The 16,207-nt window shown below is 59.5% G+C and carries 15 protein-coding genes; 13 read left to right on the top strand and 2 right to left on the bottom strand.

The features are described 5' to 3' along the window. The first annotated feature begins 17 nt into the window (after nucleotides 1–17). The 13 genes from ABLU73_RS19395 (at nucleotide 18) to ABLU73_RS19335 (ending at nucleotide 14,921) form a co-directional block, all read left to right on the top strand. The gene (locus ABLU73_RS19395; protein ID WP_017899143.1) at nucleotides 18–284 is read left to right on the top strand and encodes a EutN/CcmL family microcompartment protein; all 267 of its coding nucleotides are present in this window, start codon (nucleotides 18–20) and stop codon (nucleotides 282–284) included. An 8-nt stretch (nucleotides 285–292) separates the two neighbouring features. Continuing rightward, nucleotides 293–1,447 (top strand): 1-propanol dehydrogenase PduQ, encoded by a 1,155-nt coding sequence (locus tag ABLU73_RS19390; protein WP_043522388.1) that lies wholly within the window; start codon nucleotides 293–295, stop codon nucleotides 1,445–1,447. A 25-nt stretch (nucleotides 1,448–1,472) separates the two neighbouring features. Then, the gene (gene cutC, locus ABLU73_RS19385) at nucleotides 1,473–4,859 is read left to right on the top strand and encodes a choline trimethylamine-lyase (RefSeq protein WP_069135423.1); all 3,387 of its coding nucleotides are present in this window, start codon (nucleotides 1,473–1,475) and stop codon (nucleotides 4,857–4,859) included. 85 nt (nucleotides 4,860–4,944) lie between these two features. Further along, complete coding sequence (cutD, locus tag ABLU73_RS19380; protein ID WP_043522391.1) at nucleotides 4,945–5,892, top strand: choline TMA-lyase-activating enzyme; 948 nt, start codon at nucleotides 4,945–4,947, stop codon at nucleotides 5,890–5,892. A gap of 12 nt (nucleotides 5,893–5,904) precedes the next feature. Beyond that, the gene (locus tag ABLU73_RS19375) at nucleotides 5,905–6,303 is read left to right on the top strand and encodes a BMC domain-containing protein (RefSeq protein WP_023319642.1); all 399 of its coding nucleotides are present in this window, start codon (nucleotides 5,905–5,907) and stop codon (nucleotides 6,301–6,303) included. Beyond that, nucleotides 6,300–6,920: a phosphate propanoyltransferase gene (locus ABLU73_RS19370; protein ID WP_065697276.1), complete on the top strand. Its 621-nt coding sequence runs from the start codon at nucleotides 6,300–6,302 to the stop codon at nucleotides 6,918–6,920. Before ABLU73_RS19375 ends, ABLU73_RS19370 begins: the two co-directional genes overlap by 4 nt. A 12-nt stretch (nucleotides 6,921–6,932) precedes the next feature. Further along, nucleotides 6,933–7,601 carry a hypothetical protein gene (locus ABLU73_RS19365; RefSeq protein ID WP_065697275.1) on the top strand — a complete coding sequence of 223 codons (669 nt, stop codon included), beginning with the start codon at nucleotides 6,933–6,935 and terminating at the stop codon, nucleotides 7,599–7,601. 31 nt (nucleotides 7,602–7,632) lie between these two features. Further along, entirely contained in the window at nucleotides 7,633–8,046 is a 414-nt protein-coding gene (locus ABLU73_RS19360) for a multidrug efflux SMR transporter (RefSeq protein ID WP_060656737.1), read from the top strand. A gap of 19 nt (nucleotides 8,047–8,065) precedes the next feature. Next, a complete protein-coding gene (locus ABLU73_RS19355; RefSeq protein ID WP_004204123.1) occupies nucleotides 8,066–8,395 on the top strand; it encodes a multidrug efflux SMR transporter in 330 nt (109 codons plus the stop codon). Between the two features lie 279 nt (nucleotides 8,396–8,674). After that, complete coding sequence (gene trpS, locus ABLU73_RS19350; protein WP_004204121.1) at nucleotides 8,675–9,682, top strand: tryptophan--tRNA ligase; 1,008 nt, start codon at nucleotides 8,675–8,677, stop codon at nucleotides 9,680–9,682. Between the two features lie 306 nt (nucleotides 9,683–9,988). After that, complete coding sequence (locus tag ABLU73_RS19345) at nucleotides 9,989–11,056, top strand: HlyD family efflux transporter periplasmic adaptor subunit (RefSeq protein ID WP_065903158.1); 1,068 nt, start codon at nucleotides 9,989–9,991, stop codon at nucleotides 11,054–11,056. Then, nucleotides 11,053–13,797, top strand: a complete 2,745-nt coding sequence (rbbA, locus tag ABLU73_RS19340; RefSeq protein WP_264923644.1) for a ribosome-associated ATPase/putative transporter RbbA — start codon at nucleotides 11,053–11,055, stop codon at nucleotides 13,795–13,797. The genes ABLU73_RS19345 and rbbA overlap by 4 nt, the downstream gene beginning before the upstream one ends. Continuing rightward, nucleotides 13,797–14,921, top strand: a complete 1,125-nt coding sequence (locus ABLU73_RS19335; RefSeq protein ID WP_023319637.1) for an ABC transporter permease — start codon at nucleotides 13,797–13,799, stop codon at nucleotides 14,919–14,921. Before rbbA ends, ABLU73_RS19335 begins: the two co-directional genes overlap by 1 nt. Nucleotides 14,922–14,962: 41 nt before the next feature. Here the strand turns inward: ABLU73_RS19335 and ABLU73_RS19330 are convergent, their stop codons facing one another. After that, nucleotides 14,963–15,280 carry a hypothetical protein gene (locus ABLU73_RS19330; protein ID WP_004204117.1) on the bottom strand — a complete coding sequence of 106 codons (318 nt, stop codon included), beginning with the start codon at nucleotides 15,278–15,280 and terminating at the stop codon, nucleotides 14,963–14,965. Nucleotides 15,281–15,601: 321 nt separating this feature from the next. Further along, entirely contained in the window at nucleotides 15,602–15,877 is a 276-nt protein-coding gene (locus ABLU73_RS19325) for a DUF2574 family protein (RefSeq protein WP_064189444.1), read from the bottom strand. Nucleotides 15,878–16,207 lie beyond the last annotated feature (330 nt).

Here is a 16,207-nt window from a genome sequence, read left to right as displayed (position 1 = left end):
TATAAGGCGATATAACGATGATTCTCGCAAAGGTGACCGGCCATGTTGTCGCCACGCAAAAATGCGATGAGCTGCGCGGCAGCAACCTGCTGTTGATCACCCGCTTAGATGACAAACAGCAGCCGATGAAGGACCAGACCTGGGTCGCCGTCGATAACGTCGGCGCCGGTATGCACGACATCGTGCTGGCGGAAGAGTACTTCGCGCTCAATAAAGACCGCTACAAAGCGATGTCGGTGGTCGCCATTGTTGAGAAGGTGTTTCGGGACGCCGAACAGGAGTGAATAGCCCAATGAGTGAATTTTTACTGAAACCACGGATTTGCTTCGGTCAGGACGCCCTCTCGGTGCTGAACGAAATTTCCGCCCGCAGCGTGCTGCTGGTGACCGATCAAGCGATGGTGAAATTTGGCCTCGCCGAGCGCGTCACCGCCCTGCTGCGCCAGCGCGGGATCGCCTGGCAGGTGTGGGACGACGTGGTGGCGGATCCGGATATCGCCACCGTGGTGCGCGGTATGAAGCTGATGGATAACCACTACCCGGATCTGGTTATCGCGCTCGGCGGCGGTTCGGTAATCGATGCCGCCAAAGCGGTTATTTTCTCCCTGGCGCAAACCCGTCCGCTGGCCGACCGTCCCCGACCGTGCTTCGTCGCCATCCCGACCACCAGCGGTACCGGTTCGGAAGTCACCGCCTTTTCGGTGGTGAAAGCCAACGCGGAAAAGCTGGTGCTGGTGGATGCGTCATTGCTGCCGGATATCGCCATTCTGGACCCGGCGCTGGTGGCTTCGGTGCCGCCGGCAATTACCGCCGACACCGGCATGGACGTGCTGTGTCACGCCCTTGAGGCCTACGTCTCCCGCGCCGCCAGCGACTTTTCCGACGCCCTGGCGGAGAAAGTGGTGCAGCAGGTATTTCGCTATCTGCCGACCTGCTGGCGCAGCGGCGACAACCTGCAGGCGCGCGAAAAGATGCACAACGCCTCCTGCATGGCGGGGATGGCCTTCACCAACGCGTCGCTGGGGATAACCCACAGCCTGGCCCACGCCCTCGGCGGCGTCTTCCGCGTGCCCCATGGCCGCGCCAACGCCCTGCTGATGGCGCACGTCGTCGCCTGGAACGCTGATTATCACGGGCTGTGCGATACCGATGCCGCCCGCAAATATGCCCGACTAGCCCATCTGCTGGATCTGCCTGCGGCCACTACCCGCCAGGGCGTCACCAGCCTGCTGGTCGCCATTCAGGCGCTTAAAGACGAAATGAGCATGCCGGCAGGCATCCGCGATACCGGCGTCCTTGCAGACGAGTTTGACCAACGGCTGGCGGAGATGATCGGCCAGGCGTTACGCGACAGCTGTACTCCGACGAACCCACGCGCGCCGGATGCTCACGCACTGACCGAACTCTATCGCCGGGCATGGACCGGCAACGCCGTTCAGGGCCACTGATAACAAGATTTGGAGAACCTTACCCATGGCACACTACAGCTTAACGCCGCGCGTCAAAGTGCTGGCAGACCGTTTACTCGCCCAGAAAAGCACGCTGTGCACCGAACATGCCACCACGCTGAACGCCCTGGATGGCGATATCGCGGGCGTTCCCGCCGCCGTTAAACCGGCGCGCCGTTTCTATGAACTGATGCGCCAGCTGCCGCTGACCATCAGCCCCGACGAACTCATTGTCGGCAACCAGAGCCGTAAACCGCACGGGGCGATTTTCCATGACGAAAACGCGACCCGTCGCCCATCGGCTTTCCAGTTCCTCAACCTCAACAGCGATCTGGATTCGCCGGACTACAGGCTGGTGGTCGAAAAAGGGGTGCTGGCGATTAAGCACCAGCTGGAAGAGAAAACCCGCGCACTCGGCAGCGCGGTCAGCCGCAGCGGTATGGATGAAGTCAACGGCTGCCGCGCCGCCATCTACGCCTGCGACGCCCTGCTGGCGCTGGCGCAAAATCTGGCCAACAGCGCCGAGCAGCTGGCGGCGGCGGAGACCAATGCTTATCGCAAAGCCGAGCTGCTCGATAGCGCAGCCATTCTCCACCACGTGCCGGCCCATCCGGCGCGTAATTTCAAAGAAGCCTGCCAGGCGTTCTATCTGTTCCAGCTGGCGCTCCAGCTGGATAACGGCAGCTATGCAGTCAACCCGGAAGGGGCGGACAAGGCGCTGCTGCCTTACTTCCAGCGCGATATCAACAGCGGCGCGCTGAATACCCAGCAGGCGTATGAGCTCGTGGAGTGCCTGTGGTTCAAGCTGGCGGAACTGAGCGAAGTCCGCGCCGCCTGCGCCATTGACGGCTATCCGATGCTCGACGCCATGTTGCATGGCGCCGCTTTTGAGCATGCCGAGGTGAACGAACTCTCGGCGATGTTCATCAGCGCCCAGCGCAATCTCAGCGCGTTGAATCTGCCGGTGCGTCTGTTTAGCGGCGCACAACAGGTCAGCCATGCGCCGTTCGCCGCCTGCGCCGACACGCCGGTGATGGAAGGGTTAACCCCGCGTATGCAGCGTCTGCGTAACCACTATCTGACGGTACGCCCGAGCGTCTCTATCTATCGCGCGCTGGCCTTTACCGAAGTGGTGAAAGCTAACCCAGGCATGCCGACCATTCTGCTGCGAGCGAAAGCCTTCCGCCACGCCTGCGAAACCGCGCCGATTCTGATTCAGGACGATGAGCTGATCGTCGGCCATCCGTGCGGCAAGCCGCGCGCGGGCGCCTTCTCGCCGGATATCGCCTGGCGCTGGGTGCGCGACGAGCTCGACACCATGAGCACCCGCCCGCAGGATCCGTTTGAGATCAGCGAAGCGGATAAAAAAACCATTCGCGAAGAGATCGTCCCATTCTGGGAAGGCCGTTCGCTGGATGAGATTTGCGAAGCGCAATACCGTGAGGCTGGCGTCTGGGCCTTCAGCGGCGAGACCTTCGTCAGCGACCTCTCCTATCACCAGATTAACGGCGGCGGCGATACCTGCCCGGGCTACGACGTGCTGCTGTTCACCAAAGGGATGAACGGCATTAAAGCCGATGCCGAGGCGCATCTGGCCAGCCTGAGCATGGAAAATCCGGAAGATATCGACCGCATTTACTACTACAAAGCGGCGATTGAAACCTGCGAAGGGGTGGTCAACTACGCTCGCCGCATCGCCGCCCATGCCCGCGAACTGGCGGCTAAAGAGCAAAACGCCCAGCGCCGCGCCGAGCTGCTGACCATCGCCGACGTCAACGAAAACGTGCCGGCCAATCCGCCGAAGACCTTGCAGGAAGCGCTGCAGAGTATCTGGACCGTCGAATCACTGTTTGAAATCGAAGAGAACCAGACCGGGCTGTCGCTGGGGCGCGTCGACCAGTACTGCTATCCAATGTTCGAAGCCGATATCCGCGAAGGCCGCTTGACCCACGACACCGCACTGGAGCTGCTGCAGGCGTTTATCATCAAATGTGCCGAACTGATGTGGATGTCGAGCGAACTGGGAGCGAAATATTTCGCGGGTTATCAGCCGTTTATCAACCTCACCGTTGGCGGCCAGAAACGTAGCGGCGGCGATGCCTGTAACGATCTGACCTATCTGATTATGGACGCCGTGCGCTTCGTGAAGGTTTACCAGCCGTCGCTGGCCTGCCGTATCCACAACCAGTCGCCGCAGAAATACATGGAAAAAATCGTCGACGTGGTGAAAGCGGGAATGGGCTTCCCGGCCTGCCACTTCGATGACTCCCACATCAAGATGATGCTGCGCAAAGGCTTCGATTTTGAAGACGCCCGCGATTACTGCCTGATGGGCTGCGTTGAACCGCAGAAATCCGGGCGCATCTACCAGTGGACCTCCACCGGCTACACCCAGTGGCCTATCGCTATCGAGTTCGTGCTTAACCGCGGGCGGATGGTGCTGTTCGATAGCTATCAGGGGCTGGACACCGGCGACCTGCGCGACCTGCGCACCTTCGAAGCATTCGACGCGGCGGTGAAACAGCAGATCGCCCATATCGTGCGCCTGTCGGCTATCGGCACCGTCATCAGCCAGCGCGTCCACCGCGATGTGGCGCCGAAGCCGCTGATGTCGCTGCTGGTCGAAGGCTGCATGGAGAGCGGCAAAGATGTCGCCGCCGGCGGCGCGATGGTCAACCACGGTCCGGGGCTGATTTTCTCCGGTCTGGCGACCTACGTCGACTCGATGGCGGCGATCCGCAAGCTGGTGTTCGAAGAGAAGAAATACACCCTTGAGCAGATCCGCGATGCGCTGCTGGCCAACTTTGAAGGTTACGAAGCGCTGCGCCGCGACTGCCTGAACGCGCCGAAATACGGTAACGACGATAACTATGTCGACCAGTACGCGCTGGATATTACCGAATGGACCGAGAAAGAGTGCCGTAAGTACAAGATGCTCTACTCGACCCTCAGCCACGGCACCCTGTCTATCTCCAACAACACGCCCATCGGCGAGCTAACCAACGCCACGCCGAACGGCCGCCTGGCGTGGATGCCGCTCTCCGATGGCATCAGCCCGACCCAGGGCGCGGATAAGCAAGGCCCAACGGCGATTATCAAGTCGGTCAGCAAGATGAACGTGGAAACCATGAACATCGGCATGGTGCACAACTTCAAATTCCTCAAAGGGCTGCTGGATACCCCGGAAGGTCGCCATGGTCTGATTACCTTGCTGCGTACCGCCTCGATTCTCGGCAATGGCCAGATGCAGTTCAGCTATGTCGATAACGAAGTGCTGAAGAAGGCGCAGCAGGAGCCGGAGAAATACCGTGACCTGATCGTCCGCGTCGCCGGCTACAGCGCCTACTTCGTTGAGCTGTGCAAAGAGGTCCAGGACGAGATCATCAGCCGTACGGTGATTGAGAAGTTTTAGTTCTCTTAAAGAGAATTAAATGAGCTGTATTTGAGAAATAACCGGAAGTTCTCCGTCCCGTAACGGGACGGAGCGGGAGGCAAGCGTGATCGCAAAACAAGAATTAACGGGCCGAATTTTCAATATCCAGAAATATTCGATCTATGACGGCGATGGCATTCGCACGCTGGTGTTTTTTAAGGGCTGCAACATTCGCTGCCCGTGGTGCGCCAACCCGGAAGGGCTGAGCAGCCAGTTCCAGGTGATGTTCTCGCACGACAAATGCATTAACTGCGGCGACTGCGTCAGCGTCTGTCCGGCGGGTATTCATTATCGGGCGGAAGAGAATGGCGAAATGAAGCACTTCGTCGATCGCCATAAAGACTGCATCGGCTGCCGCAAATGTGAAGAGATTTGCACCCAGAACGCGCTGGACATCATGGGCAAGGACGTCACCGTCAGCGAGCTGATGGAGATCATCATGCAGGACTACGACTTCTATATCTCCTCCGGCGGCGGCGTGACCATCGGCGGCGGCGAGATGAGCCTGCAAACTGATTTTGCCGTCGCCTTATTTCGCGAATGCAAAAAGATGATGATTAACACCGCCGTCGAAACCCAGGGCACCACACCGCTTGCCAACTACCAGAAGCTGGCGCCGGTCACCGACACCTTCTTATTCGACATTAAGCAGATTAACAGCGAACACCACAAGGCGATGCTCGGCATCGGCAACGAAGGGATCCGCCGCAATCTCGAATGGCTGGTGGATTCCGGCGCCAACGTCATTGTGCGTATGCCGCTCATTCGCGGCTACAACGACTCATTCGACGCCATTACCGGCGCCATTGATTACGTACAGAAGCTGGCGAAGCGCGGGAATATCCGCCGCATCGACATGCTGCCGTACCACCAGCTGGGACGCAAAAAGTACGAACGCCTGGATATGCCCTACCCGATTAGCCAGGACCCGTCTTATTCGCCGGATGAACTGGACCGGCTGGAAGCCTTCTTCCGGCAATTTGATTTTGATATTCGCTTAGTCCGCCATTAACAGGAGCCGACCATGAAAAGTTTAGGCGTAATTGAAACGCGAGGATGGGTCGCCGCCATTCAGGCCGTCGACGCCGCCTGTAAAGCCGCCGGAGTGACCTGCATTGGCTATCGCAAACCAGGCTCCGGGCTGGTGAGCGTCTGCTTTGAAGGGGAAATCAGCGCCATCCACACCGCTATCGAACGCGGCGTGGCGGTTGCCGGCGCCGAGCACACCGTGAAGTCGCTGGTCATTGCCCGTCCGGAGCGCTGCGTGGTTGAAGCGTTAAGCAACCTCAAAGGCAACCCTCCGCGCGAGGAAAAAACGGACGAACCGGTGGTTATCACCGCCCCGGAACCCTTCGTTCCGCCCGCTATCCCGAACGAAGCGGAAGATAAGCACCCTGCGCTGAAGAAAGGGAAGAAGTCATGATCGACACTTTGCTTCGCGAAAAAATCGCCGCCCGCCTGAGCGCAACGGCGCCGGCGATCCCGGTGGGGATCTCCAACCGCCACGTCCATCTCGCGCAACAGGACGTCGAGGCGTTGTTCGGTAAAGGCTACAGCCTGACGCCGTTCAAACCGCTGCGCCAGCCGGGGCAGTTTGCCGCCCAGGAGTGCGTGACCGTCGTCGGGCCGAAGGGCTCGCTGACCAACGTTCGCGTCCTCGGGCCGACCCGCCCGCTATCGCAACTGGAAGTGTCGCGCGCCGACTGCTTCACGCTCGGCATTCAAGCGCCAGTTCGTGAGTCCGGTCAACTGGAGAATGCCGGTAGCGCGCTGCTGATTGGCCCCGCCGGTCACGTTGAGCTCCATTCTCAGGTGATCTGCGCCTGGCGGCATATTCATATGTCGCCGCAGGACGCTCGCCAGCTCAACGTCAGCAATGGCCAGAAGGTCAGCGTGCGCAGCAACGGCGAGCGTCAGCTGACTTTCGATGAAGTGGTGGTGCGGGTGCGCGATGACTTCGCGCTGGAATTTCACATCGACACCGAAGAAGCCAATGCCGCCGGGTTAAAAAACGGCGCGCAGGTGACGCTCATCGGCTAACGGAGGCTCGCCATGACCGACGAACAGATTGAAGGTGTAGTTGCGCGGATTTTGCAGCGCCTGCGGCCGCCGGTACTGGTGATGGTGACCGCCGCAGACGGCTACCGCGCAGCTATCCGCCAACGCCTGGCGGGAAGCGGCTATCCGCTGCGCCTCGCGCTGGAGGAGGGTCTCGCCGACGCCACCGCCTGGCGAGAGGTGGGCGAGATTATCCCGTCATCGACCTGGCTGGATGTCCTGCCGTCAGCGCCATGGCGGGCGGTACTGCTGCCGTTTCTCGATTATCCGCAAGCCTCGGATCTGCTGAGCGGCACCCTGCGCAATCCGGTTTCCCGCTGCGCGCACGAGGCGCTGCTGGCGGGTATTCCGGTTCTGGCCCTGCGCTACCACTGCGATCCGCACAGCGAGCTCAACCAGCTGCGCGGCGCGCAGGCCGGCAGCGCCTATGCCGGGCATCTGCAGGCCACGCTGGCTCGTCTGGAAGCCTGCGGCGTCTTCCTCGGCACCATGAATGAGCTGCTGGCGAAGCTGGACGCACCCACCGCGCCGGCCGCCGCCAGCAGCGAACCGCGCCGTTATCTTACCGTCACAGACGTGGTGAATAATCCGGCGCTGGCGGCGGCCCCGCGCGCTCAGCTGACCGATGCGGCCATTGATTACTTAAAAAACAGAAAGATATGACCTTACCCAACGAAAAACCTGGAGCTTAACGATGTCTTCGAAAACAAAATGCTGGTTATGGATGCTGCTGGTTATCCTCTCCGAAACCTCGGCAACCTCGACGTTAAAAATGTTCGGTAGCAGCGAAGGCGGCAGCAAAATGCTGCTGCTCGGGCTGCTGATTGCGCTTTACTGCACCTGCTATTACTCGCTCTCAAGGGCGGTGAAAGATATCCCGGTCGGCCTGGCGTACGCCACCTGGTCCGGCACCGGCATTCTGGTGGTCTCGACGCTGGGAATGGCATTCTACGGCCAGCACCCGGATACCGCCGCCATCATCGGCATGGCGGTGATCGCCAGCGGCATCATTATCATGAACCTGTTCTCGAAAATGGGCTCCGAAGCGAGCGAAGAGGCCGCGCCCACCGCGCCAGCCGCCGCCATGGATAAGAACATCGCTAACTAACAGAAAAGGAATACCCCCTATGTTTAATCTCGGATTTTTATGGCTGGCGCTGTCTATCGGCTCCGAAATCACCGGCACCTCGATGATCAAAAAGACCAACGGTTTCAGCAAACTGGCCCCTTCGGTGCTGGTGGTCTGCGCCTACGGCCTCTGCTACTTCGCCCTCACCCGCGCAATGAGCACCATCCCTGTGGGCGTGGCCTACTCGCTGTGGTGCGGCTTCGGTATCGTCGGCGTCACCATCTGTTCCATGATCCTCTATAAGCAGAAACCGGACCTGGCGGCCATTATCGCCATGGCGCTGATTATCTCCGGCGGCGTGATCATGAACGTCTTCTCGACCATGTAACAGCGGTCGTTTTATCCTGTTACCCGGCCTGTGCGGGCAGTCCGTAGGCCCGCGCCAGCGCAGCGCCGCCGGACGTTTTACCAAACGGGGTTTACCCCACTATGGTTTCGTGGCAGGATAAAAAGATGAACAGAAACGCGATCGTGACCTATCCCCGCCGTTGGTGGCTGCCTGCATAACAGGCGGCACGATATACGTTTCCATTTTCAAAGCCGCCGGAAGGCGGCTTTGGTGTTTTCAGGACGTCTTTCGGCTGAACAGTCTGATAAGGAGTTCCTGATGAACCACCCGCAAACCATTCTCACCGGCGACCGCCCCACAGGCCAGCTACATCTTGGCCATTACGTCGGCTCGCTGCGCCAGCGCGTCGCGCTGCAGCACGACCACCAGCAGTTTATCCTGATCGCCGACCTGCAAGGGCTCACTGACAACGGCAGCAATCCGCAAAAAGTTAGCCACCATATCCTCGAAGTGATGGCCGATTATCTGGCCGTCGGCATTGACCCCAGGCTCACCACGATCTGCCTGCAGTCCGCCCTGCCCGCGCTGGCGGAGCTCAGCGCGCTGTATATGAATATCGTCACCGTCGCCCGCGTGGAACGTAATCCGACGGTCAAGAATGAGATTGCCCAGAAAGGATTCGCCCGTTCGCTGCCGGTGGGCTTTCTTGCCTATCCGATTAGCCAGGCCGCCGATATCACCGCCTTCAAGGCCGAGCTGGTGCCAGTGGGCGACGATCAGCTACCGATGATTGAGCAGACCAACGAGATCGTCCATAAGATGAATAGCCTCACCGGCGCGCCAGTGCTGCGCCACTGCAAGGCGCTCCTCAGCGAAGTGAGCCGCCTGCCGGGCGTCGACGGCAACGCCAAAATGTCGAAATCGCTGGGCAATACGCTGACGTTATCGGCCAGTGAAGAGGAGATTCACCGCGCGGTCAGCGCGATGTATACCGACCCGACACACCTGAGAGTCAGCGATCCGGGGCATGTCGACGGCAACGTGGTGTTCACCTATCTCGACGCTTTCCATAGCGATAAGGCACTGGTGGCTGAGATGAAAGCCCACTATCAGCGCGGCGGGCTGGGCGATCGCCAGTGTAAAAATGAACTGGAGACCTGCCTGCAGGCGCTACTGGCGCCGATCCGCGAACGGCGAGCCACCTTTATTCAGGATAAAGGGATGCTGCTGGATCTGCTGCGCCAGGGCAGCGAGCGCGCCCACCAGCTGACGCAGCAGACGCTGCATGAGGTGAAACGTGGTCTGGGGCTGCCGGTGCTGTTCTGAGGTGATGAAATGTTGCCGGTAGTGGATATTTTGTTAACACGTCGACAAGACCCTGCCTTTCGTATGGACAAGCCCGCCGCGGATGTTACTATCGCGTTAACGGTAGCTCTCACTATGCGTGTTTCATTAAGGCCAGGATCGCTGATGATGACCACATAAGTAGTACAGCGTTCGGCTGCGCATCGACGCGGTAGAGCGCTGCATCAGCGGCCCTTCCCCTCTTTATTCGTCCTTCGCAAGGAGGACGCTCCGCCCGCCGGAGGAGACACGCGTATCACTCAGCACAGGGAACCAAGCGAGTCGCGTATGGACAAAATAAAGAAACGTTGGACAGGGTATTTTGTCGGCTTACTGGTGGTACTCGCCGCCGCGGCATGGTGGCTGCTGCGCCCGCCGGGCCTCCCGGAGGGTTTCGCCAGTAGCAACGGACGAATAGAAGCCACCGAAGTGGATATTGCCAGCAAAATCGCCGGGCGTATCGACACCATTCTGGTCAAAGAGGGTCAGTTCGTGCGCCAGGGAGAGGTGCTGGCGAGAATGGATACCCGTGTACTGAACGAGCAGCGTCTTGAAGCCGCCGCGCAAATCAAGGAAGCGGAAAGCGCGGTCCTGGCCGCCAGAGCCTTGCTCGATCAGCGGCAAAGTGAAATGCGCGCCAGCGAAGCGGTTGTGAAGCAGCGTCAGGCGGAGCTCGACTCCACAGCGAAACGTCACGTCCGCTCGAATGCCCTGTCGCAGCGCGGCGCCGTCTCAGCCCAGCAGCTGGATGACGATCGCGCCGCGGCAGAGAGCGCCCGCGCGGCGCTGGAGTCGGCGAAAGCCCAGGTCTCCGCCGCCCGCGCCGCCATCGAGGCCGCCCGCACCAGCATTATTCAGGCGCAAACCCGCGTCGAAGCGGCCCAGGCGACCGAGCGGCGGATCCTTGCCGATATTGACGATAGCGAGCTGAAGGCGCCCCGCGACGGCCGTATTCAGTATCGCGTCGCCGAGCCGGGGGAAGTGCTGGCCGCCGGTGGTCGGGTGCTGAACATGGTCGATCTCGCCGACGTCTATATGACTTTCTTTCTGCCCACCGAACAGGCGGGCCTGCTGGCGCTTGGCAGCGAAGCGCGGCTGATCCTTGATGCCGCCCCTGATCTGGTGATCCCGGCCAATATCAGCTTTGTCGCCAGCGTCGCGCAGTTTACGCCGAAAACGGTGGAGACCCGCGACGAGCGTCTCAAACTGATGTTCCGCGTCAAAGCGCGCATCCCGCCGGAGCTGCTGGCGCAGCACCTGGAGTATGTCAAAACCGGCCTGCCCGGCATGGCTTACGTGCGGCTGGATAAGCAACACTCCTGGCCTGAAGACCTGACGGTGAGGTTGCCGCAATGATATTGACGCCACTGGATACCGCGCCCCCCATCGCCCGGCTGGACAACGTTGGCCAGCGCTTCGGCGCCACCGTGGCGCTGCGGGATATCAGCCTGGCGATCCCGGCGCGACGCATGGTCGGCCTGATTGGCCCGGACGGCGTCGGCAAATCGAGCCTGCTCTCTCTCATCGCCGGGGCGCGGGCCATTGAGCAGGGTAATGTGATGGTGCTCGGCGGCGATATGCGCGACGTTCATCATCGCCGCGAGGTGTGCCCGAAGATTGCCTGGATGCCGCAGGGACTGGGGAAAAACCTCTATCACACCCTCTCGGTGTATGAAAACGTCGACTTCTTCGCCCGCCTGTTTGGCCATGATAAAGCCGAACGCGAATCACGTATCCACGAGCTGCTGCAGAGCACCGGGCTGGCACCGTTTCGCGATCGCCCGGCGGGTAAGCTCTCCGGCGGGATGAAGCAAAAGCTGGGTTTATGTTGCGCCCTTATCCACGACCCGCAGCTGCTGATCCTCGATGAACCTACCACCGGCGTCGACCCGCTTTCCCGGGCGCAGTTCTGGGAGCTTATCGACAGCATTCGTCAGCGCCAGCCGGAGATGAGCGTGCTGGTGGCCACCGCCTATATGGAAGAGGCTGAGCGCTTTGACTGGCTGGTGGCGATGAACGCCGGCGAGGTGCTGGCGACCGGTACCGCTGCGGAGCTGAAAGTGCAGACCGGCAGCCAGACGCTGGAGCAGGCGTTTATCGCCCTGCTGCCGGAAGCGCAGCGCCAGGCGCATAAGGCGGTGGTAATCCCGCCGCGCGACGACCGCGAGGAAGAGATCGCCATCGAAGCCCGTGGGCTGACCATGCGCTTTGGCGACTTCGTCGCCGTCGACCACGTTAACTTCCGCATCGCGCGCGGTGAAATCTTCGGCTTCCTCGGCTCCAACGGCTGCGGCAAATCCACCACCATGAAGATGCTCACCGGCCTGCTGCCCGCCAGCGAAGGCGAAGCCTGGCTGTTCGGCCAGCCGGTCGATCCGAAGGATATCGCCACCCGCCAGCGGGTGGGCTATATGTCGCAGGCCTTCTCGCTCTATAGCGAACTGACCGTCCGGCAAAACCTCGAACTGCACGCCCGCCTGTTTCATATTCCGGACGGCGAAATCCCCGGTCGGGTGGCGGAAATGAGCGAGCGCTTCATGCTCAGCGAGGTGGAAGACGCCCTGCCCACCGCCCTGCCGTTGGGCATCCGTCAGCGCCTGTCGCTGGCGGTGGCGGTCATCCATCGCCCGGAAATGCTGATCCTCGACGAACCCACCTCCGGGGTCGATCCAGTGGCACGGGATATGTTCTGGCAGCTGATGGTCGACCTCGCGCGTCAGGATCGGGTGACCATTTTTATCTCCACCCACTTTATGAATGAGGCGGAACGCTGCGACCGCATCTCGCTGATGCACGCCGGCAAGGTGCTGGCCAGCGATACGCCGCAGGCGCTGGTCGAACAGCGCGGTGCCGCCAGCCTAGAAGAGGCGTTTATCGCCTGGCTCCAGGAGGCGCAGCCAACCGCCGCAGTTCCTGAGGAACCTGCGCCTGCTGCAGCATCCCATCCAGAACGCGCGGCCCCGCGCCAGGCCTTCAGTCTGCAACGGCTGTTCAGCTTCAGCCGCCGCGAAGCGCTGGAGCTGCGCCGCGATCCGGTACGTTCGACGCTGGCGCTGCTGGGAACGGTGATCCTGATGTTTATCATGGGCTATGGGATCAGCATGGACGTCGAGGATCTGCGCTTTGCGGTACTCGATCGCGATCAAACCCTCAGCAGTCAGGGCTGGTCGCAGAATATCGCCGGCTCACGCTACTTCATCGAACAGGCGCCGCTGCGCAGTTACGATGAGCTCGATCGGCGGATGCGCGACGGCGAACTGGCGGTGGCGATAGAGATCCCGCCGAATTTTGGCCGCGATATCGCCCGCGGCACGCCGGTGCAAATCGGCGTCTGGGTGGATGGCGCAATGCCAAACCGCGCGGAGACGGTGCGCGGCTACGTGCAGGCCATGCATCTCGCCTGGCTGCAGGAGATGGCCGGCCGGCAGAGCAGCCCGCCGCGCGATACCTCGCTCATCTCCATCGAGACCCGCTATCGCTATAACCCGGACGTGAAGAGCCTGCCGGCCATCGTCCCGGCGGTGATCCCGTTGCTGCTGATGATGATCCCGGCGATGCTCAGCGCCCTGAGCGTGGTACGTGAGAAGGAGCTCGGGTCGATCATCAACCTGTACGTGACGCCGACCACCCGCAGCGAATTCCTGCTCGGCAAGCAGGTGCCTTACATCATGCTGGGAATGTTTAACTTTTTTCTGCTATGTGCGCTGTCGGTCTTCGTCTTTGGCGTATCACATAAGGGCAGCTTCCTGACGCTAAGCCTGGCGGCGCTGCTGTACGTCACCATTGCCACCGGACTGGGACTACTGATCTCAACCTTTATGAAGAGTCAAATCGCCGCCATCTTCGGCACAGCCATCATTACGCTAATTCCGGCGACCCAGTTCTCCGGGATGATCGATCCGGTAGCGTCGCTGGAAGGCCCCGGGCGCTGGATTGGGCAAATCTACCCGACCAGCCACTTCCTGACTATCGCCCGCGGCACCTTCTCCAAGGCGCTGAATCTCGGCGATTTGTGGGGCTCCTTTATTCCACTACTGATTGCAGTGCCGCTGGTGCTCGGGCTGAGCGTGCTGCTGCTGAAGAAACAGGAGGGGTGATGCGCGGATTACGCAATATTTATAATCTTGGCGTCAAAGAGCTGCGTAGCCTGCTGGGTGATAAAGCGATGCTGGCGTTGATCGTGTTTGCTTTTACGGTGTCGGTGTACTCCTCAGCCACGGTGATGCCCGGCTCGCTACACCTGGCGCCGATTGCGGTTGCCGATATGGATAAGTCGCAGCTCTCTTCACGCATCATTAACGCATTCTACCGCCCCTGGTTTCTCGAACCGGAGCTGATTACCGCCGATGAGATGGACGCCGGCCTGGATGCCGGGCGCTACACTTTCGCCATCAATATTCCGCCTAACTTCCAGCGCGATGTGCTGGCCGGCCGCCAGCCGGAAGTGCAGGTCAACGTCGACGCCACGCGCATGAGCCAGGCCTTTACCGGCAACGGCTATATCCAGAATATTATTAGCGGCGAAGTAAACAGCTTCATTGCCCGCTATCGGGACAACAGCGTGCTGCCGGTAGAGCTGGCGATAAGAATGCGCTTTAACCCTAACCTGGAACAGGAGCGCTTTGGCGCGGTGATGGCGATCATCAACAACATCACCATGCTGGCCATTGTCCTCACCGGCTCGGCGCTGATCCGCGAGCGCGAGCACGGTACCATCGAGCATCTGCTGGTGATGCCGGTCACGCCGTTTGAGATCATGATGGCCAAGATCTGGTCGATGGGGCTGGTGGTGCTAGTGGTCTCCGGTTTGTCGCTGGTGCTGATGGTACAGGGGATGTTGCAGGTGCCCATTGAGGGGTCGATTCTACTGTTTATGCTGGGGGTGGCGCTCAGCCTGTTCGCCACTACCTCAATCGGCATTTTTATGGGCACCCTCGCCCGCTCAATGCCGCAGCTGGGGCTGCTAATGATCCTGGTGCTGCTGCCGCTGCAGATGCTCTCCGGCGGCTCCACGCCGCGGGAAAGTATGCCGCAGCTGGTTCAGGATATCATGTTGACCATGCCGACCACCCACTTCGTCAGTCTGGCGCAGGCGATTTTGTACCGCGGCGCCAGCTTCAGTATCGTCTGGCCGCAGTTCTTAACCTTGCTGGCTATCGGAGCGGTGTTCTTTACTATCGCCCTGCTGCGTTTTCGCAAAACGATTGGTCAAATGGCATAAGGACTTAAGAAGGGCCGTCGACTTCCGGCGGCCCGAATGGTTTATTTGTGGCGGTTCATAAAGTGGCGCAGACCCCAGGTGAAGGCCATCGCCATGCTGAAGAGAATGAACAGCAACACCACCCAGCTGATGGAGATGCGCAGCAGCGTGCCGGGGGTCATAAACGGCTGCAGATAGACGGTAAAAGACTGGGCGGGTGATTTCCCCAGCAGTTCATACAGGTTATCCGTAAGCCATACGCCGACCCGGCAGAACAGCCAGATTATCGCTGGCCAGCAGAGCAGCACCAGAAAGGTAAAGCGCTCCTGAAGGTAAGTGAAGAGCCGGCGCAACGGCGACCAGTTAAGCAGGATTTTCATTTCTATTCTCATATTGCCAGCCGATAACCAAAGCAGATGACGCAAGGTACGTCGGACAGCATCCATACAGGCAATCATCCCTCTTTGTATATCAAATTTGCTGTCATATAAACCAGATCAAGTTAACAAAGTGTTAATGATATCGCTCATTAAGCCAAAAAACCGGCGAGAAGCATACCCATTGTCGCCATAAATGGGAGTGATGTATTCAGCGGCGGGAATAATTTCGTAATTTCGCTAACGCATTAATATATATGAAGAAGATGCAGCGCTATTATTTAGCAGAACACAATATAATAGCGCTGAAATAGAGAGAGGTATTTAATCGTAGCTGCTGATAATTATTTTTCGATTCGTATCATTGGATAAATTCACTGTACGAGTGACCACACCACGCGCGTGATTCTCTATATTTTTCGAGGCAATGTGGTAGGTATTTTTTCCGCAGCGCTGCAGAGGTTGTTTATTCACAATATCAGTATTGCAGGTTTCTGACACGACCCGCCCGGAGAGCATTAGGTTGGCGGTTTCGGCAGCAAACAGAGGTGAGCTTAATCCATAAGCGAATATCAGAATCCCAATTAGCGGTTTTTTCATTTAATGTTTAACCAGTTAACAGGATGAAAGATAAGCGAGTTGCTTAATATTTTCTCCGTCAGGAGAGCGATGCATTGGTACAATGCGCAGGGAAGATAAACCATAGTATTACTAAGGGCAATGTAAAGATAACCTATTAATGTGATAATTATTGCTGATAGTAGCGAACTGGCATAGTGGTCTGCCTGGAGACGGTGCTGCGCACCAGGTTTTGTGGCTCAGGATCCGTAGCCCCGGTAAGCGCAGCGCCACCGGGGAGGCATGCCGGCACCCTCCCCGGATGGCACAAACGCAAAAAAGCTCAGCCTTCCGACTGAGCTTTCTGCTTTA

The organism is Klebsiella sp. GG_Kp175 (assembly GCF_040062325.1).
In the GTDB taxonomy this organism is placed as follows: domain Bacteria; phylum Pseudomonadota; class Gammaproteobacteria; order Enterobacterales; family Enterobacteriaceae; genus Klebsiella; species Klebsiella quasipneumoniae.
Note: the sequence above shows the minus strand (reverse complement) of the source record. Positions and strands in the feature narration are given on the sequence as shown.